This is a genomic window from Phormidium tenue FACHB-1052 (assembly GCF_014696675.1).
In the GTDB taxonomy this organism is placed as follows: Bacteria; Cyanobacteriota; Cyanobacteriia; order Phormidesmidales; family Phormidesmidaceae; genus Nodosilinea; species Nodosilinea tenuis_A.
In genome coordinates, this window is record NZ_JACJQN010000025.1 from 27954 (window position 1) to 46111 (window position 18158).

The following is an 18158-nucleotide window of genomic DNA, read 5'->3' on the forward strand; positions in this document are numbered from 1 at the left end:
TGCGTGCGGTAACGTACTAGGGTTGATGGCATCTGCGGTGGGTATGACGACTTCCAACGACCTCCATGACCAACTCCATCGCTTGGATGGTCAGGGCTATGGAGCGTATAAGGCGATCAAGGGGGAGTATGACTTTGGTCATTTTGTGATGCACATTGACCATGTGCAGGGAGACCCCTTTGCGGCTCCGAGTCGGGTGCGGGTGGTGGTACCGCAGGCGGTGGCGGGGTTTCCCAAGAGTTTGTGGGAGTTGCCCTGTCGGGCGATCGCCCTAGCTGACTACCTTACCCGTGAATTTTACCGGGCAACTCAGGTTCGCCAGCACCAGTCAGGTTCGGGCAAAAGTGGATTGATTGGCATTGTGCGGCCCAGCCAGGCCATGCTCAATCGCAGTGCGGCCAGGGTAACGGAGGAGGCCGTGGAGCTAAGGTTTACTGTGGGGTTGCCTGCCTTTGGGCGGCGGATTGCGGGGCGGCAGGCGGCGGAGTTGTTGTGTCAGGCTGTGCCCGATTTGGTTGAGAAAACCTTGTTTTACAGCGCGTTGGATGGGGCACAGATTCAGCACCACGCCGATACGGCGGAGGATGCGGAGGCGCTGCGATCGCAGCTCTCGGCCCACAACCTAGTTGCCTTTGTCGCCGATGGTGCCATTTTGCCCCGGCGCAGCGGCGTGGATGAGCGCCCCCTGGTGGCTCAGGCCGTTCCCTTCACAGCCCCCGAATCGCTGCGGGTGACGTTGCGCTGTCCCCATGCAGGGGCGGTGACAGGAATGGGCATTCCTGCGGGTATTACCCTAATTGTGGGGGGCGGCTATCACGGCAAATCGACCCTGCTGCGGGCGATCGAGATGGGAGTATACAACCATATTCCCGGTGATGGGCGGCACCAGGTGGTGACGGATTCAGCAGCAGTTAAAGTGCGGGCCGAGGATGGCCGCAGCATTGCGGGGGTGAATATTTCACCGTTCATTGGCAGTTTGCCCCAAGGCAAATCGACGCAAAATTTTTCCACGCCCAACGCTAGCGGCAGCACCTCCCAAGCTGCCAACATGATTGAGGCGATCGAGGCGGGAGCGACGGCGCTGCTGGTGGATGAAGACACCTCAGCGACGAACTTCATGATTCGCGATCGCCGCATGCAGGCGCTAATTGCTAAGGATCGCGAGCCGATCACCCCCTTCATCGATAAGGTGCGGCAGCTCTACACCGACTACGGCATCTCTACCGTGCTGGTGATGGGGGGCAGCGGCGACTACTTTGATGTGTCCGATACCGTCATCGCCATGGATGAGTTTTGCCCGCAAGATGTGACTGAGCGGGCCAAGGCGATCGCGGTAGAGTTTAAGACAGAGCGCGATCGCGAAGGCGGTCAGGGTTTCGGCAGCCTCACGCCCCGCATCATTCAGCCCGATAGCATTGACCCTAGCCAGGGCAAGCGCAGCGTCAAGCTCAGGGTGCGGGATGTGGATCAACTCCAGATTGGCACCGAGGCGATTGATCTATCGGCGATAGATCAACTGGTGGAGCCAGGGCAGGTGCGGGCGATCGCAGCGGCGATCGTCTACGCCCAGCGCTACCGCATGACCTCAACCACACCACTGCTTGAGGTCATCACCGCCGTCATGGCCGACCTCGATCAGTATGGGCTCGACTGTCTGACCGATTGGCCCATGGGCGACCTGGTTGGGTTTCGCGGTCTAGAGCTAGCTGCGAGCCTCAACCGGCTGCGCACCCTCAAAACCACCAGATCGCCCAATCCAATCCCAACTTCTAAGCCAGCTTAGGATTGGCAGGTTCAAGGCTGTCTACAGGTATTCCCGCTGCAACCCGACGTAGCAGCTGAGTTAGCTGTTCTACCTGCGCTTCGCTAGTGTGGTTGGCTAAGAAATATTGATAGGCCCGTTTAGCTTTGGCCTCTGCCTCTTCAGGATGGGCCAAAACATACTCAATACAAGTTCGCAAACCCTGGACATCGCCTGGTTCAACACCCCAGACGAGATCCAGGTCTGCCAGTTCTGTGGCCAAACCCACCGTTTTGGTAATAATTACGGGGCGGCAACAAGCCATCGCTTCCATCAGCGTGGTTAACCCCGCCGCAATCACATTCTCGACCAAGCAAACAACTGTAATATCGGCACTGCGGTACAAATCGCGCAGTTCGACCCAGTCAAAATGCCGCATCTCCATATTTTGGGGCACAGATTTTGGAATGCGGCGCTGCTGTTTAGACGAGGCATTTGGCGAGACGGCGCAAACTCTGACATCGAGGTCGAGGTCTTGGGTTGCCGCCGCCAGAGTAATATAATCTCGCTGTTCTAGACCTGCACTGCCAATCAGCGGGCGGGGCTTAGCCATGGTGCCCGCCTCAGGGAAGAAAAATTGTTTATCGGTCTGCTCCCGCAGAATGACAACCTGATTATTGGCCAGATTGAACATTTTCTTCAGCGTTTTTGCCTTCAATCCGGTGTTGACAGCGAAGGTGTGAATCAAGCGATAGAGCTTAAGCGTATGAAAAATTAGCCTAAACGATCGCCTTTCTGGAAACATAACGCTAGTGACTAGGCGGGGCCGATTTACCCTAAATAATAAAAGCAGAGCAAGCGGCATTGCCACATCTTCGCCACAGCAGTAGATAGTATCTTCCGGCTTGACCTGATCCAAAATTTCTTTAGCTAGAAACAAGGACGGCAGTTTGCGACCCACTCGTCGAAACAATCGCTTTGAATATAGTTTTTGAGGAATTTTGGCCTGAATAGACTTGACTACGCTAAGTTCATTAAAATCAGGCTGATGAATTTGGGCCTCTAAAGCATCCTGGAGTTGTAAAACGGTGTGTCGAGGCCCTTTGCCCTGGGCCGCCCGATCGATAAACTGATCAAAATCAAACTTGGTGCTGGTTACAATATGGAACTTTCCTGAAGAATCGGATTCTGAGTAAACCATAGCATTTAGTAAAATAAGGTGTTATTGCAAACGAATGTTTTTCTCAATATCACCTGGCCATCAACAAGACGTTGGCTACCCTAAATTAGCTGTGAATCAAATCACAGCTAATTTATAATCTAGCTTGCTCAACTCTAAAGGTGTTTGGCCAGGGCGGAGATGCAGTGGAGATGCAATTGAAAACCTTACCTATGCGCCGTGGGGGCTTAGGCATGCTTGGGCAGAATCTAGAAAATAGCGATTAGCTAGTCTGATTTCTGATAACTGACTCTATATGGGGGCAATTTCAGATTGGCGATGTCAGTCTTCAGACCTAATTAAGCCTACTTTGCCCACTGGAGTTTGGGGTTGCTAGGGATCTTTCTCGCTTCAGCGACTTGATTGAGAATGCGTTCTAAATGTCGCCCTGCACAAGGGTCAGAAAAATGCTCTTGGGCGTAGGCGCGGGCGTTCTCACCGAGTTTTTGGCGCAGTGCGTCGTCGTGCCACAAAAGATCGATGGCCTCAGTCATGCTCTCTAAAGAGTTGGGCTCGACGAGCCACCCAGTTTCGCCATGGATGATGTAGTCTTCGGCACCGTAGAAGTTGGTCACAATGAGCGGACGCCCCATAATCATGGCTTCCACAAGGGTGACTTGTCCGGCAGCCGTCACACCCTCTTTGGGCTGTAGCGGCACAACATTCAGCCGGGCCTGCTGGCCCAAGCGCAAGCACTCAGCTTTACTAATGCCAAAGGGTAGCTCGACCTGCTCAGGGATGCTCATGCCCTCAACGGCACCTTTGCCCGTGGCGACCACGGTTTTAATATTGAGCTTTTTAACCGCTTCAAACAGGGTTGGAAAGTCGCGGTGGGCCGACCCGAGGGAAGCAATGAAGGGCGTATCTCGGTCTTCTTCGTACTCGATAGGAATATCGGGCACCTGATAGGGCAGAAACTCAAATCGGTCGGCGGGCAGTCCGAGCCACTCGCTGTAGATGTCAATCTCGCGGCGGGTGTGCACGACAAAATAGTCAATGTTGCCAAGGCTCATCTGAGCTAGCTTGCGCCGAAGACCCGTGCTACAGGTGCCCACGTTAAACAGCCAGGCCACCACCGGCTTGTTAGAAAACCGCACCATTTGCTGAAGGCCAACGGCCGATGCCACCTGCGGAAAGACCGTAATAATGCCGTCGGTATCAGAGTTGAGGGCGTCAGCCGCCTGCCGCATGTAGATGAACCAGTCGCCGATGGGGGTGAATTTTGATTTGCGATCGTGCCACTTGGGCAGCGGCTTTTGCCGCGGAATGAGCTGAAACTTGTGGTCGTTGCCTGGCACAAAAGGCTCTAGCCAGTTAGCCGTTTTTATATTCTCAAGGTCAAAAAAAGGTGCAGCGATCGCCCACTTCATAAATACAACCCCATTAGCTGGCAGTAGGTAATTTAACTATGTACAACATATAACCGTTAAGTCTGCGGTCTCAGCCTACTAGAGTTAATACCTAGTGTACTTTTCACCTAACTGGATTCATTTTAAGGGTTTAGTAAACCTCGAAGGGCGATCTATGGAATGTTAGAGCTGAAACTGCTCTGAATCCAAGCCTCTAGGCGCGATCGCGCAATTGTTTCGATTTCTAACAGGGCCGTCGCGATTTCCTCGTCCGTAGAATTGCGTAATCGCTGGCTAAAGTTTGCCAAAATAGAGGTTTTTGTATGGCCTGCTACCGCCAAAATAAACGGAAAACCAAACTTGTTTTTATAGCCTAAATTGAGGCGCTGAAAGAGTTCGTACTCCTCGGCGCTCAAGGTGTTGAGACCGGCTTTGCTCTGTTCTGCCACGGAGGCCTCTGCCATGGTCACCCGCGCGCCCAGGTCGGGGTGAGCCTTAATCAAGGCTAGTTTGTCTGCTGTCGAGAGGGCTTGGGCGACCTTTACCATGCGCTGGTGCAGGTCAGCCACCGAGGTAAAGGGGCGCTGGGCCCAGACTTGGGCGGCGATCGCCGGGGTGTCTTCAAAGGCGGGGCCGATGGCGGCGACAAAGTCGGCCTCGGCCATGGCATTGAGCTGGTCTAGGGTGTAGGGCATAGGTGAACGGGTGCTGTCCTAAACGCGTTGGCCGGTAGGTGAGTAGGGAGTGAGGGGTTAGGCACCGTACCAGACGGCCTCGATCGCGGCGGCAGCATCCCTGGGCTCTGCATTGGCATCGAGCCGCAGGGTAATGTGCCCCAGCTTGCGTCCGGGGCGAATGGCTTTGTTGTACCAGTAAAGGGTAGCTTCAGGCCATTGTTTCAGGGTCTCAAGCTTCTGGTGGTGGCTGGCTTCAGATTCGTCTAGGCCCAGCAGATTGACCATGACGGCCTGGGGGCAGTTGAGCGCGGTGGGGCCGAGGGGGCGATCGCTCACCGCCCGCAGCTGTTGCTCAAACTGGGAGGTCGCGCAGGCATCGAGACTGTAGTGGCCCGAGTTGTGGGTGCGGGGGGCAATTTCATTGATGAGCAGCCGGTCGTCCGTGGTGAGAAAGCACTCGATGCCGACGATGCCCACTAGCTCAAGCGCTTCGACCAGGGTACGGGCAATGCCCTCTAGGCGGCTGGCGACCCCGTCTCTCACCCTGGCCGGGGCAAAGACGCGGCGGCAGATTTGATCAACCTGCTGGGTCTCTACGGTGGGGTAAACGGCAATATCGCCCTGGGCAGAACGGGCCACCATGACGGCTAGCTCCTGCTGAAAGGGCACAAATTCTTCAAGCAGCACGGGGGTGTGGTCGAGCTTGTCCCAGGTGGCGCTGAGCTGGGCCGCGTCTTTAATCACTGAGGTGCCGTAGCCGTCGTAACCCAGGCGGCGGGTTTTCATCACCAGCGGAAAGCCGATCGCCTCGGCCCTGGCGGTGAGTTCGGCGTCGCTTTCGTCGCCCTCTAGAAAGTCGTAGCGGGGGTTGGGCAGGCCAATGCGCTCAAAAAATTCTCTCTGGTGGCGCTTGTCGAGCACCAGGGCCAGCACGTCTAGGCCAGGGCGAAAGACAGCGCCCTCTTGCGCCAGAGCTTGAAGCCCCTCGCAGTCGATAAACTCGTTCTCAAAGGTAATCACATCGCACTGGGCCGCGAGGGCGGCGGTGGCGGCGACATCGGCCACGGGGGCCAAGAGGGTGGATTGGGCGATCGCCACGGCAGGATCGGTATCCTGGGGCGTCTGCACCACCAGCTCTAGACCGAGCTGCTGCGCCGCTGGCCCCATCATCCAGGCGAGCTGGCCGCCGCCAATGACACCGACTCGCTGAATTGGGTTGGGGGTTGCCTGCTCCATGGTGCGCCTACCGTTGTGCAAACCCACATTATCCTACGGCGCTTCAACAGAATATTCTGTTGATCAATAACCTTAGGCGACCTGACTCATGCGGCGAATTTTGAGCACGTCGGTCATCTTGCGAATTTGCCCAAAGGTTTGCTCCAGGTGGGCATGGTCTTTGACGTCGAGCCCCAGATCGATCTCGGCGGTTTGGCCGGGGAAGGTTTTGACCTGGGCCTTGTGGACGTTGATTTGCAGGTCTGACAGGTGGGAGAGAATGTCTTTGAGCACACCCACGCGATCGATCACCTCAATGCGCACCTCCACCGGGTAGGTGTGGCGAGATCCGCTCTGGTCAACCGGGTTCCAGCTGACGGGAATGATGCGATCGCCCGGAATATCGGCCAGATTAGGGCAACCCTGGCGGTGGATGGCGATACCCCGGCTACCCAACGATACGCTGCCCATAATCGGTTCGCCGGGCAGCGGGTTACAGCAGCCCGCAATGTGGTGCACCAGCCCCTCAATTCCCAAAATTGGATCTTTAGAGGGGACGGGGCGGGGGCGATGGGGGTTGGCAACAGCCCCGGCCAAAAACCGATCAGAGTCTTGCAGTGACGACTCAGACGACAGCGTCTCTAGGGGCTGCTTGGCTTTGACGGCCTCCCGCAGGCGGTTGACAAACGAATTAAGCGTCACCTCGCCGTAGCCTAGCCCGGCCAGAAAGTCGTCGACGCTCTGGTAATTGCAGCGCTCGGCGGCCAACTGGGCGGGTTCAGACTTGAGCAGGGCGTCGAAGCCGGTGCGGCCCAGCTCTTTTTCGAGCATGTCGCGGCCTCGGGCAATATTTTCGTCGCGGTGCGATCGCTTATACCACTGGCGAATGCGGTTGCGGGCACTGGGGGTGACGACAAAATTGAGCCAGTCGAGACTGGGGTGGCTATTCTTTTGGGTAATGATTTCAACGATGTCGCCATTCTCTAGCGGCGTGTCGAGGGTGACGATGCGACCATTCACCCTGGCCCCGGCGCAGTGGTTGCCCACCTCGGTGTGAATGCGGTAGGCAAAATCTACGGACGTTGCCCCCCGGCTCAACGGCACCACATCGCCGTCGGGGGTGAAGACGTAGACGTCTTCGTCAAATAGATTGCCCTTAACGTTTTCGAGAAATTCCTTGGCATCCTTAAGATCGTTTTGCCACTCCAAGAGCTGCCGCAGCCAGGTAAATTTTTCGTCGTCGGCGTTGATGCGGGTGTTGGTGGAAGCGCCGGTTTCTTTGTACTTCCAGTGGGCGGCGATGCCGTACTCGGCGATGTGGTGCATCTCAAGGGTGCGAATCTGCACCTCAATCGGCTTACCCTTGGGGCCAATTACCACCGTGTGTAGCGACTGGTAGCGGTTGGGCTTGGGCAGGCCAATGTAGTCTTTAAACCGACCGGGGATGGGCCGAAAGGCGTCGTGGACAATAGCCAGGGCGCGATAGCAGTCTTCGTTGGTGCCCACAATCAAGCGAATGGCAGCAATGTCGTAGATTTCGCTAAAGTCTTTTTGCTGCCGCTCCATTTTGCGGTAGATGCCGTAAAGATGCTTGGGGCGACTGTTGACATCGACTACCTGAATTTCAGACTGGTGCATGCGTTGGCGCAGGGTTTCGGCTACCTGCACCAGCCGCGCCTCGCGATCGGCTCGCTTTTCGGTGACGTGGCGCTGCATTTGGCGGTAGGCGTCGGGCTCTAAATATTTAAATGACAGATCTTCCAGTTCCCACTTGAAACGGCCAATCCCCAGGCGGTTGGCCAGGGGCGCAAAGATCTCCATGGTTTCGCGGGCAATGCGGCGGCGTTTTTCGTCGCTGAGATGCTCCAGGGTGCGCATGTTGTGGAGGCGATCGGCCAGCTTCACCACAATCACCCGAATATCCTGGGCCATGGCCAAGAACATACGGCGAAAATTTTCGGCCTGGCGCTCGGTTTTGCTCTCAAAATTAAACTTCGAAAGCTTGGTGACCCCTTCTACCAGCTGTCGCACCTCATCGCCAAAATGGCCTTCCAGTTCTTCGGGAGTAATGTCGGTGTCTTCGACAATGTCGTGAAGAAAGCCAGAGGCAATCATGGCGCTATCGCCGCCTAGGTCGCGCAGCAGCCCGGCTACGGCGATGGGGTGACAAATGTAGGGCTCGCCCGAGGCGCGGTACTGCCCCTTGTGCAGGGTGTAAGCAAACTCAAAGGCCTGGCACACCAACAGGTTGTTGGATTTATCCTCCGGGTCTCGGGCCGGGTCATCTTGACTGTCATCGTGGTGGGTTAGCACGCAAGTTTCGAGCCAACCGGGCAGGGTGCAGTCATCGGGTAGGGGTGGATGAACTGTTGCAGTCATAAGAGTGCCAGTGACCTATCAGGGATTGCGGATGGACTAGAAAATTGCCAAAAACAGGAATTTGTATTTGAACACTGTATTCAAGTCTAGACAAGACTCAAAAAGATAGATTTTTAATAAAGTAGAAGCGCCTCAAGACAGCTAAGGACGCCTACCGACCCGTTTGAATTGGATTAAAAAAACAAACAGAAATCGTACAAGCGTTCTGTCAAGAGGCCATGTAATGGGGCCACAACAAAGTAGCTCGCCGAGATAGAAATAACCTACACCATAACTTTGAGAAAAATCCCATCGACAGCCCAGGCCGCAATAAATACTTAAAGCTGACTGGGGGTTGATGGATAGTTATGTATTAACCTTAACATTTGTCCCCGATAAGGGGAATCGGCAATTTATCTCTAGCTATCGTAAAACTATTGTCAAGCTGCTACCGATATAGCCCTGAAGGGGTGATCTATCCATGAAGAATGCCCTAGAAACCCTGCGATCGCACCTCCAAACCTTAGTTAACCTAGTGCAGTCTGCCAATCCTGACGGGTACTCACTCCAGGCGCAGTTTTTGCTGGCTCAGCAGCAGTTTCAGCAGCAGATACTGCCCCTGGGCGAAGATCTGCCCAGCGCCCAGCCCGTGCTGACTGAGATCAATCGCACCCTGCGGCTGCTGGCGATGGATGTGGCGTTTTTGCAGACGGCTCGTCAGTCGACTACAACCCAGCAGCGGCAGCAGCAGATGCTGGAAAAACTGGGTCAGTTGCTGACCTTTTGCCAGGCTTTGGAGCAGGCGATCGCCAAACCGACTTAACGCCCCAGCCTAGGTGGTTTAATATTAGGGGTTCGTTGGGTTGATGGTTGGGAGTAGGTGCTTTGTATCAGTGCCCAAAGGAAGGGGATATTGACCTTCAAGACAGTCAGCTAGCACCGGGGCTAGCGGTCCATGGCTGCCCTAGCTGTGGCGGCAGCTGGATTCCTCCGGAGAACTACGCGGACTGGCAAAGGCAACAGAATGATCCCGAGGAACCGGTTCAAGTGGCGGTGCTACCTCTGTCGCTGAGCACCTCGTTTCAGCCCGCCGCGCTCGACAACCGGGCGGCCCTGTGCCTCGACTGCCGCAGCTATTTGGTGCGAGGGCGCATTACCCTGCCCCAAGGGTCGTTTTACGTCGAGCGCTGCCCCAATTGCAACGGCATCTGGTGCGATGGCGGTGAGTGGGAGGTCTTGCAGCAGCTCGATTTGCAGGCCCACATCAACTATATTTTTTCTGCCGATTGGCAAGCCCAGGTGCGTGAGCTAGAGCACACCGAACGAGAAAAACTGGCCACCATTGACAAGCTAGGCCCCGATGTTGCCCAGCGCGTGTTTGAGCTGGCTGACCTGTTAGAGCAGCACCCCAACGGGGATTTCGGGGTGGCGTATTTGATGCGGCGGGTGGATCAGTGAGTGGATGGGTGGATGGGTAGACGGGTGATGGGTTAGATCACTGACACAGGCATTTGCCCTCTCCGGTCTGCATTTTTCGCACCACCCCAATTCGCTACTACCGCCTCCCTTACCCATCCACCCCCTACCCCTCCATGCCAGACTCCCTGCTTGCTCTCGAAAGCTTCTCGGTCACCTACCCAGGCCAGGAAGCGCGTGCGGTGGATCGGGTGTCTTTAGACCTGTCGCCAGGGGAAAAGCTAGGTCTGGTGGGCGAGTCGGGCTGCGGCAAGAGCACCCTGGGGCGAGCGGCGCTGCGGCTGTTGCCCAAGGCCACGGAGTTGGGGGGGCGGGTGTGGTTTAACGGCGAGTCGGTGATTGACTTTGGCCCTCAGCGGCTGCGGCAGTTTCGAGGTGAGGCGATCGCCCTAGTCTTTCAAGATCCGATGACGCGGCTCAATCCGTTGATGACCATCGGCGACCACTGCGTAGAGACGCTGCGTGCCCATCGCCCTGAGGTGTCCTACGGTGAAGCCAAGGCGCGGGCGATCGCCGTTCTAGAAAAAGTCAATATTCCCCCTAACCGCTTTGGCCAGTACCCCCACGAGTTTAGCGGTGGCATGCGTCAGCGGGTGGCGATCGCCCTGGCGATGATTCTAGAGCCCAAGCTGATCATCGCCGACGAGCCCACCACCAGCCTAGATGTAACGGTGTCGGCCCAGATTCTCGATGAGCTGACGCGGCTGTGCGACGAGCTGGGCACGGCCCTGGTGCTGATCTCCCATGACCTGTCGCTGGTGGCGGAATACTGCGATCGCGTCGCCGTCATGTACGAAGGCCGGGTGGTGGAAGAGGGCACGGCGGCTACGGTATTTCAAAACCCTAAGCATAGCTATACGCGATCGCTAGTGGAGTCGGCCCTGCAAATGCAGCAGGCCGAGGGACTGTTCTACACCGCCACCGCTGTAAAACCCATTTTGCGGCTGACGGATGTAAAGCAGCACTACACCCTAGAGGCCAACCCGATCGCCCGGCTGCTCGGTGGTCAGGAGTCCAAGGTGATCAAGGCGGTGGACGGGGTGACGCTAGAGATTTACCCTGGCGAGGTGGTGGGGCTGGTGGGCGAATCGGGCTGCGGCAAGAGCACCCTGTCGCGCACCATTCTGCAACTGGTCAAGCCCACCGCCGGGCAGGTAGAGTTTTGTGGCACCGACCTCACTACCCTCTCCCGCGAGGCCATGCGGCAGCAGCGGCGACAGCTGCAAATGGTGTTTCAAGACCCCCATGCCTGCCTCAACCCAATGATGACCGTGGGCAAGAGCATCGCCGACCCACTGCTGATCCACGGTCTGGCCACGGTCGCTGAGGCCGAAAAGCAGGCCCACGACATGCTCGCCCGCGTCAGCCTCAACCCCACCGCCGACTATTTCAACCGCTTTCCCGGCGATCTGTCGGGGGGGCAGCAGCAGCGGGTGGCGATCGCCCGTGCCCTGATCACCCATCCCAAGCTGGTGATCTGCGATGAGCCGGTGAGCATGCTCGACGCCACGGTGCAAACCCAGGTGCTCGATCTGATGATTGCCCTCAAGCATGAGTTTGATCTTACCTATCTATTTATTACCCACGACCTATGGGTGGCGCGGTTTATGTGCGATCGCATTGCCGTCATGCAGCAGGGCAAAATTGTGGAAATTGCTCCCACTAAAACGCTGTTTGAATCGCCCCAGCACCCCTACACGCAAACCCTATTGCAAGCCGCCCCAGTGCTGGCTAAGGGAGCCTAGACAACCTGGTTGCCGTGTCAAACTTAACTAAAATTTTGGCAAAGACTATAGCCAAGATTGTGTTGGTCAGGCTATCAAGAAACCCTCAAAATTCTCAGTATTTGAGGAGAGGCATCTCTATTAGATTCTATTAGATTAGCTACAACCATGGCTCGGTTTCTGTCTTTATAGCTATATTTCTCAACTGTAAAGCATAGGGAATTTATACGCAATCCGAATGGGTAAGCCCCGATTTATAATCAGGAACCCCATAGGGGCGTAGCCTGCTACGCTCCTAACAAGCCGGGGATATTCATGCAGGATTTGGTATTAGAGACTTTGGCGGTTCTTTGGCAAACAAGTTTAGCCCTGCCGTAGCCTACTTTTCGTGAACCGCCAGACTCCAAAGCCCAGACTTTCGGTTACTCTCTTGGAATTCCTCCGTTATAGTTTTTCAGGGCATCCATGCAACAGCTTCCCTTTATTATTCAAAAATTTGTCTTTCAGCAAGAGAGCCTGGCCGCTATTGTGGATATGGATGATGCCAGCGGTGTTGAGGGCAAAATTCCGGGCTACTTTGTGATGAGTAGTGCTCCACCCAACATTGAAGAAGCTGAAGAAGCCAGCGAGACCATTCAGCAGCAGGCGGCCCAAGGCATCAACGACATTGCTGACCACCTGCACCGGATGATGGCCAGCTCCGCCGATGGAGCGGCTGAACTGGTGATTACCGTCCATGGTTATAACACCAGTCGAGACGGGGTAGAAGCTTGGTACAAAAATATTTTCAAATACATCAATCGGCACGACCCGGCGATCGCAGTCCAGACCAACCGAGTGTTTGTGGGCTACCGCTGGCCCTCCGAGAATGTCGCTCTGCGCAACCCTAAGAAAATTTTGCAGGCTCTGCAAGCCCTGCCGCCGCTGCCCCGCGATGTGTTTATAACTGGCGGATTCTGTGCCCTGGCCCTGCTGCTGATTGAGCTGACAGCCTTTGGGGAGACGATTGGAGGCTTTGTGCTCAGTCTATTTCTCGTGCTGCTTTTTGTGCTGGGCATGCTGATGCTGGCTCTGGTGGTGCTGCGGCTGGTGGTGTACTTTCGCGACAGCTACCGAGCCAATAACTTTGGGGTGTTAGATCTAGTAGAACTGCTACGCCAGATTGATCAAGCGATTGTCAAGCGCACCGCCGCCGAGATGTTTCCCAATACGGTGGGTGAGGCTGATGATCTAAATGCGATCGCCCAGGCCCGGGGCTATTGGCAGCGGCGATCGCAAAACAAGGTGAGGCTGAGCTTTATTGGCCACAGCATGGGTGCGTTTGTAGTCACCAACGTAGTGCGCATTCTGTCAGATGTATTTGACACCGCATCGATCGAAAAATGCCCCGATGACCACGTTGGCGATGTATTTAGCCTAGGGCGTTTGATCCTCGCCTCGCCCGATATTCCAGTGCTCACCATTGTCTCTAGCCGAGCCAATTTTTTGGCCTCTTCTCTGCGGCGGTTTTCGGAATCGTATCTGTTTAGTAGCGAGGGCGATATTGCTCTGCGCACGGCTTCTACCACCGCAAATTACATCGCGTTTCCTAGCCGAACTGAGGCACGGGGCTATCGACTCGGCAATGTGGCGCTACAAAATACCCATGGAGGAGTGGATGATTACGGGCTGATTAATCTGGCTTCATTAGACCAAGACTTTTCTCCAACTTTGCCCATTGACGAGGCGATCGCTCGGTCTAATAACAACGTTATGGAGCAACTATTTTTAACCTATGAACGCTTTCAAAAGCGGGGTGTGGTGACCATGGCTTCTTTGTTTAAAGCACAGGCTTCTGGGGACAGTAATCGTGCTAGCGTAGCTGACTTTTTTACCTACTTTGACTGCACCGACTATGTCGACTTTAAATACGACCCCAACACCAATACCTGCTCGGCTAAACCCACCGGCATTTTGACCCGCGCCCTGGGTCATGCAATTCTCAAACCCTGGGACTATTTTTTGCTGACCCTCGACTACGCGCTGGGCAAACGCGATGTGCACGGCGGCTATTTTCAAGGTCAGTTTAGCCAGCAGCTCCTCTATGGGCTAGCGTTTTTGGGCTTTGATGGCTATCTGCAAACCTTTGATGCTGACGCTCAGGTGGCGTTGAGCCAGCTGCATCTGGCCTGCCAGAGTCGCAGCATTCAGGGGCATCTGTCGCCGGTTTGCTATCGGGTCAGCATTCAGGGAGGCAATTTGGAAGGCACCAAGGCTGAGATGCTGGAGACTATTGATGCTGATGTGTAGTGCTGAGATCTCTAGCCCGGATCATGGGTTGAGGCCCAAACCACCTGTTTCCCCTGGCCCCAAAAGCCGTCGTATTTGGTGACGGTGATATCGCCCAACACCTGAGTTTGGCAGGCGAGGCGTAGGTTGCGCTGCGGGTCGTGGGGAGGCAGCGATCGCCGCGCTTTGTCTTTCCAGTTAGCTGCTGAAACGTCGCCCTCGATCGCCACTGCGCAGGTGCCGCAGGTGCCAAGACTGCGGCAGTTGATCACCTTTGCCTGACCGTTGTAGAGATCGACGCCATGGGCCAGCAAAACCTGACGCAGATTGGCCCCGGCCTCGCACTGCATGGTCTTTCCTTGGGCGGTGACGGTGGGCATGGCATTTCCTGGCAGACAAAGAATATCTACGTTTTATAACGCGATCGCCTCGGTGTTCTCAAGCATTCCTGGCCCAGGGCTTACTCTAGATAACTGTGATACTACAGATATTCCCTAGGGCACCACTGGCTATGGTTGAACAGCGCGATAGGCACCCGACCCCTGAGGGGCAACGCCCGCCCATTCATATTTACGACACCACCCTCAGGGATGGTGCCCAGCGAGAGGGGCTGGCCCTGTCGATCGAAGACAAACTGCGGATTGCGCGACGGCTCGATGCGCTGGGGGTGCCCTTTATCGAAGGCGGTTGGCCGGGGGCCAATCCCAAGGATGTACAGTTTTTCTGGCAGCTCAAAGAAACTCCCCTCACCCAGGCCAGCATCACCGCCTTTTGCTCGACTCGCCGCCCCGGCAAAGTCGCCGCCGAAGAGCCAATGCTCCAGCCGGTGCTGGCCGCCGGCACCGAGTGGATCACCCTCTTTGGCAAATCCTGGGATTTGCATGTCACCACCGGCCTGCAAACCACCCTGGCCGAAAACCTGGCCATGATTGACGACACCATTCGCTACTTTCGCAGCCAGGGCCGCCGGATCATCTACGACGCCGAACACTGGTTTGATGGCTATAAGGCCAACCCTGACTACGCCCTAGAAACCCTCGAAGCGGCGGTCAACGCCGGGGCCGAGTGGCTAGCGCTGTGCGACACCAACGGCGGCACCCTGCCCCACGAAGTCGGCGCAATTGTGACTGCTGTCCATACCTGGCTCCAGCAGTTTCCAGAACCCCGGCCCCAGTTGGGCATTCACACCCACAACGACAGCGGCACGGCGGTGGCCAATGCGATGGCGGCAGTGGAGGCTGGGGCTACCATGGTGCAGGGCACGATCAACGGCTACGGTGAGCGCTGCGGCAACGCCAACCTCTGCACGCTGATTCCAAATTTGCAAATTAAGCTGGGCTACCCCTGCATCGCCCCGGCCCGGCTAGAGACCCTGGCCGAAACCAGCCGCTTTATCAGCGAGGTAGTGAATCTGGCCCCCGACGACCACGCGCCCTACGTGGGGCGATCGGCCTTTGCCCACAAAGGCGGCATTCACGTCAGCGCCGTGGAGCGCGAGCCCAAAACCTATGAGCACATCGACCCGGCCACCGTGGGCAACAGCCGCCGCATTGTGGTGTCGGATCAGGCGGGGCTGAGCAATGTGCTGGTCAAGGCCCGCAGTTTTGGCCTAGAACTCGATCGCCACAACCCGGCCTCGCGTCAGTTGCTCACCCGGCTTAAAGCCTTAGAGCACGAGGGCTACCAGTTTGAGGCCGCCGAGGCCAGCTTTGAGCTGCTAATGCGGGAGGCGTTGGGCGATCGCCCCCGCTTCTTTGACCTCAAAGGCTTCTACATTAACTGCCAGCACCAGGGCAACGGTGACGACCACAGCAGCCAATCGCTGGCCACGATCAAAGTCATGGTGGGCGAGGAAGAAATTCTGGCGGCGGCGGAGGGCAACGGGCCAGTGGCGGCGCTAGACACGGCTCTGCGGAAGGCGCTGCTGACCTTTTACCCGGCGATCGCGAACTTTCACCTCTCCGACTACAAGGTGCGGATCATCGACAGCGGCGCGGGCACGGCAGCAAAGACGCGGGTGCTGGTAGAGTCGAGCAACGGTGCTCAGCGCTGGACGACCCTGGGGGTTTCGACCAACATCATCGAAGCCTCATACCAAGCCGTCACCGAGGGGCTGGAATACGGTCTGATGATGGAAACTGCGCGCCCTCACTGTGCGATCGGCGGTGAAATCGATCGCTTTGATGCCGACATGGCTTTGCAAAAGACCCGTGAAACGGCTCTGGCTAAGCTCAAGCAAGAGCTGGGCTTTGAGTAGGTCCGATTGTCCTGTCCAGTATAGTGAAGAAGACAAAGCTGAGTTTTCGCCAGCGGTCAATCAGACAGCAAAACGATGCCAACTCCCCCAGAATCGACAGATTACTATGCGGTCTTGAAGGTAAATCGACAGGCGAGCCTGCTGACCATCAAACAGGCCTATCGAAAACTAGCCCGTCAGCTTCACCCCGACCTTAACCCTAGCGATGCGGCAGCGGTAGAGCAATTTAAAGCCCTAAACGAAGCTTACGAAGTGCTCTCAGACCCGGCGAAACGCATCCAGTACGATCGCTATGGTGCCTACTGGAAAAAGGCCGAAAAAGGGTATACGACCACAAACCACTCCGACAGCAGGCAAAACGATGACTTTGACGAAATGGAGTTTGGTCGCTTTGGCCGCTTCGAAGACTTGCTCGGAGATCTCCTAAACCGCTATAGCTAGAGTTTTGGCCACTCTCTAGCAGAATGTAGGTTGCTTAGGGCTGCCAACAAACACCTGCCTAAACCCTAGTGGTTCACAGTCCAACATTCTGAAACCCGATCGCAAAAAACGCAGACCAGACAAATCTGATCTGCGTTTGAGTTGAGGCGCTTTCTACTCTGCTTAAGCAGTGGCTAAGCCGCCTGGGGCGACTGCAACAGCGCTTGAATCGAGGTCTTTTCTAGCAGACCCGCCAGAGAGCCATCGTTACCAATCACCGCCAGCGCTTGAATTTTCCGGGTCTCCAAGGTCTTAATGACCTCCATCAGCGGTTGCTCAGCACCCACGGTCACAATGTCACCAGCCGATTCCATGATGGCCGCCACGGTGGTCTCGGCCCACTGCTCGCGAGGCACCTGCTTGAGGGCATCAACCAGCACCGTACCCACCAGCAGGCCGGTTTCGTCGGCCACCAAAAACTTGCGCCAGGCCGAAGGAGCTGCTAATAGAGCGTTGTCGGCAAACTCCCGCAGAGACATAGTGGTCTCCACAACCGGGCTGTCTTGCGCCAGGGCATCTTGCGCCGTCAGGCCAGCCAATCGACCCTGCACCGTACCAAACTGCGCACTGCGGTTGGCATTTTGCAGCAGAAACACACCGATCAGCAGCGTCCAAACGCTACCCACCGAGCTGAGACCCAGAACGGAGCCAATGCCCAGGGCGATCGCCGTCCAGCCCAGCAGTTGACCCGTGCGGCTGGCAAATACCAGACCCTTGTGGGGCTGACCTGTAATCTTCCATACAATTGACTTCAGCACGTTGCCACCATCCAGCGGCAGGCCGGGGATCAGGTTAAAGGCACCCAAAGCCAGGTTAATGTAGGCTAGCAGCGACACAATGCCTGCGATTGGGCCAGAGAGGGGCAATACTAACCCAGCAATCGAGAAGAGGCCAAACAGGGCAAAGCTGACCAGGGGGCCTGCGATCGCTACCCAAAATGCCCCCTTTGGCGTCTCAGATTCTTTCTCTAGTGCCGCCAAACCGCCGAACAAAAACAGCGTAATCGAGTTGACACCAATTCCCTGCTTCATCGCCGCAAAGCTGTGCCCCAGCTCGTGGGCCAGTACCGAGGCAAACAGCGTGAGCGCCGCCCCCAGCCCCAGCACCCAGGGCAACGATCCACTCAGATAGGGAAATGCCGTCGCTAAACCACTACCGTACTGCCATGTCACCAAGGCCAGCACCAAAAACCAAGACACATTTACATAAAAGGGAATGCCAAATAGATTCCCCACCCGTAAGTTGCCATTCATAGGGCACCTCGTAATTAAAACTTGAGGACAGAGGCGTAATCTTGAGACGCATTCCCTATCCGATGACTTTATTGTAACGAACTGTTAACGACTCTCTAATCTGTCAAAGGTGGTGAGAACCGAAGAGATTGGGGCGGGTTG

At 56.2% G+C, this 18158-nt stretch carries 14 protein-coding genes; 7 read left to right on the forward strand and 7 right to left on the reverse strand.

Features of this window, described 5'->3' with window-relative positions; all coding sequences use genetic code 11:
• Positions 1 to 43 precede the first annotated feature (43 nt).
• Positions 44 to 1783 carry an ABC-ATPase domain-containing protein gene (locus tag H6G07_RS24070; protein ID WP_073610865.1) on the forward strand — a complete coding sequence of 580 codons (1740 nt, stop codon included), beginning with the start codon at positions 44 to 46 and terminating at the stop codon, positions 1781 to 1783.
• Here H6G07_RS24070 and H6G07_RS24075 read toward each other — a convergent pair.
• The 5 genes from H6G07_RS24075 to H6G07_RS24095 all read right to left on the reverse strand — a co-directional run bounded on the left by H6G07_RS24075 (position 1770) and on the right by H6G07_RS24095 (position 8580).
• A complete protein-coding gene (locus tag H6G07_RS24075; RefSeq protein ID WP_073610866.1) occupies positions 1770 to 2942 on the reverse strand; it encodes a glycosyltransferase in 1173 nt (390 codons plus the stop codon). The two genes, H6G07_RS24070 and H6G07_RS24075, sit on opposite strands and share 14 nt — an antisense overlap.
• Before the next feature lie 323 nt (positions 2943 to 3265).
• Positions 3266 to 4330 carry a glycosyltransferase family 4 protein gene (locus tag H6G07_RS24080; RefSeq protein ID WP_073610867.1) on the reverse strand — a complete coding sequence of 355 codons (1065 nt, stop codon included), beginning with the start codon at positions 4328 to 4330 and terminating at the stop codon, positions 3266 to 3268.
• A gap of 152 nt (positions 4331 to 4482) precedes the next feature.
• Positions 4483 to 5004 carry a 2-oxo-4-hydroxy-4-carboxy-5-ureidoimidazoline decarboxylase gene (gene uraD / locus H6G07_RS24085; RefSeq protein ID WP_073610868.1) on the reverse strand — a complete coding sequence of 174 codons (522 nt, stop codon included), beginning with the start codon at positions 5002 to 5004 and terminating at the stop codon, positions 4483 to 4485.
• 57 nt (positions 5005 to 5061) lie between these two features.
• Positions 5062 to 6222, reverse strand: coding sequence for a 5-(carboxyamino)imidazole ribonucleotide synthase (locus H6G07_RS24090; RefSeq protein ID WP_073610869.1), 1161 nt, complete (start codon positions 6220 to 6222; stop codon positions 5062 to 5064).
• A 72-nt stretch (positions 6223 to 6294) separates the two neighbouring features.
• Entirely contained in the window at positions 6295 to 8580 is a 2286-nt protein-coding gene (locus tag H6G07_RS24095; RefSeq protein ID WP_073610870.1) for a RelA/SpoT family protein, read from the reverse strand.
• A gap of 460 nt (positions 8581 to 9040) precedes the next feature.
• On the opposite strand from H6G07_RS24095, the gene patD reads away from it, so the two are divergent.
• The 4 genes from patD (at position 9041) to H6G07_RS24115 (ending at position 14048) form a co-directional block, all read left to right on the forward strand.
• On the forward strand, positions 9041 to 9382 hold the full coding sequence (gene patD, locus H6G07_RS24100) for a heterocyst frequency control protein PatD (protein ID WP_073610871.1): 342 nt from the start codon (positions 9041 to 9043) through the stop codon (positions 9380 to 9382).
• A 62-nt stretch (positions 9383 to 9444) separates the two neighbouring features.
• On the forward strand, positions 9445 to 10017 hold the full coding sequence (locus H6G07_RS24105; RefSeq protein ID WP_073610872.1) for a TFIIB-type zinc ribbon-containing protein: 573 nt from the start codon (positions 9445 to 9447) through the stop codon (positions 10015 to 10017).
• A gap of 134 nt (positions 10018 to 10151) precedes the next feature.
• Positions 10152 to 11780, forward strand: coding sequence for a dipeptide ABC transporter ATP-binding protein (locus H6G07_RS24110; protein ID WP_073610906.1), 1629 nt, complete (start codon positions 10152 to 10154; stop codon positions 11778 to 11780).
• A gap of 444 nt (positions 11781 to 12224) precedes the next feature.
• Positions 12225 to 14048, forward strand: coding sequence for an alpha/beta hydrolase (locus tag H6G07_RS24115; RefSeq protein ID WP_073610873.1), 1824 nt, complete (start codon positions 12225 to 12227; stop codon positions 14046 to 14048).
• 11 nt (positions 14049 to 14059) lie between these two features.
• Here H6G07_RS24115 and H6G07_RS24120 read toward each other — a convergent pair whose 3' ends face one another.
• The gene (locus H6G07_RS24120; RefSeq protein WP_073610874.1) at positions 14060 to 14407 is read right to left on the reverse strand and encodes a 2Fe-2S iron-sulfur cluster-binding protein; all 348 of its coding nucleotides are present in this window, start codon (positions 14405 to 14407) and stop codon (positions 14060 to 14062) included.
• Between the two features lie 131 nt (positions 14408 to 14538).
• On the opposite strand from H6G07_RS24120, the gene cimA reads away from it, so the two are divergent.
• Entirely contained in the window at positions 14539 to 16284 is a 1746-nt protein-coding gene (gene cimA / locus H6G07_RS24125) for a citramalate synthase (RefSeq protein WP_073610875.1), read from the forward strand.
• 75 nt (positions 16285 to 16359) lie between these two features.
• Positions 16360 to 16725: a DnaJ domain-containing protein gene (locus H6G07_RS26780; RefSeq protein WP_073610876.1), complete on the forward strand. Its 366-nt coding sequence runs from the start codon at positions 16360 to 16362 to the stop codon at positions 16723 to 16725.
• A 173-nt stretch (positions 16726 to 16898) separates the two neighbouring features.
• On the opposite strand, the gene H6G07_RS24135 is transcribed toward H6G07_RS26780, so the two are convergent.
• Positions 16899 to 18017, reverse strand: a complete 1119-nt coding sequence (locus H6G07_RS24135) for a site-2 protease family protein (protein ID WP_073610877.1) — start codon at positions 18015 to 18017, stop codon at positions 16899 to 16901.
• Positions 18018 to 18158: the final 141 nt, after the last annotated feature.

Excerpts from the sequence above, each read along its gene's own strand:
- H6G07_RS24070 (WP_073610865.1), top strand. The coding sequence starts at position 44 with ATGACGACTTCCAACGACCTCCATGACCAACTCCATCGCTTGGATGGT.
- H6G07_RS24075 (WP_073610866.1), bottom strand. The coding sequence starts at position 2,942 with ATGGTTTACTCAGAATCCGATTCTTCAGGAAAGTTCCATATTGTAACC.
- H6G07_RS24080 (WP_073610867.1), bottom strand. The coding sequence starts at position 4,330 with ATGAAGTGGGCGATCGCTGCACCTTTTTTTGACCTTGAGAATATAAAA.
- uraD (WP_073610868.1), bottom strand. The coding sequence starts at position 5,004 with ATGCCCTACACCCTAGACCAGCTCAATGCCATGGCCGAGGCCGACTTT.
- H6G07_RS24090 (WP_073610869.1), bottom strand. The coding sequence starts at position 6,222 with ATGGAGCAGGCAACCCCCAACCCAATTCAGCGAGTCGGTGTCATTGGC.
- H6G07_RS24095 (WP_073610870.1), bottom strand. The coding sequence starts at position 8,580 with ATGACTGCAACAGTTCATCCACCCCTACCCGATGACTGCACCCTGCCC.
- patD (WP_073610871.1), top strand. The coding sequence starts at position 9,041 with ATGAAGAATGCCCTAGAAACCCTGCGATCGCACCTCCAAACCTTAGTT.
- H6G07_RS24110 (WP_073610906.1), top strand. The coding sequence starts at position 10,152 with ATGCCAGACTCCCTGCTTGCTCTCGAAAGCTTCTCGGTCACCTACCCA.
- H6G07_RS24115 (WP_073610873.1), top strand. The coding sequence starts at position 12,225 with ATGCAACAGCTTCCCTTTATTATTCAAAAATTTGTCTTTCAGCAAGAG.
- H6G07_RS24120 (WP_073610874.1), bottom strand. The coding sequence starts at position 14,407 with ATGCCCACCGTCACCGCCCAAGGAAAGACCATGCAGTGCGAGGCCGGG.
- cimA (WP_073610875.1), top strand. The coding sequence starts at position 14,539 with ATGGTTGAACAGCGCGATAGGCACCCGACCCCTGAGGGGCAACGCCCG.
- H6G07_RS26780 (WP_073610876.1), top strand. The coding sequence starts at position 16,360 with ATGCCAACTCCCCCAGAATCGACAGATTACTATGCGGTCTTGAAGGTA.
- H6G07_RS24135 (WP_073610877.1), bottom strand. The coding sequence starts at position 18,017 with ATGAATGGCAACTTACGGGTGGGGAATCTATTTGGCATTCCCTTTTAT.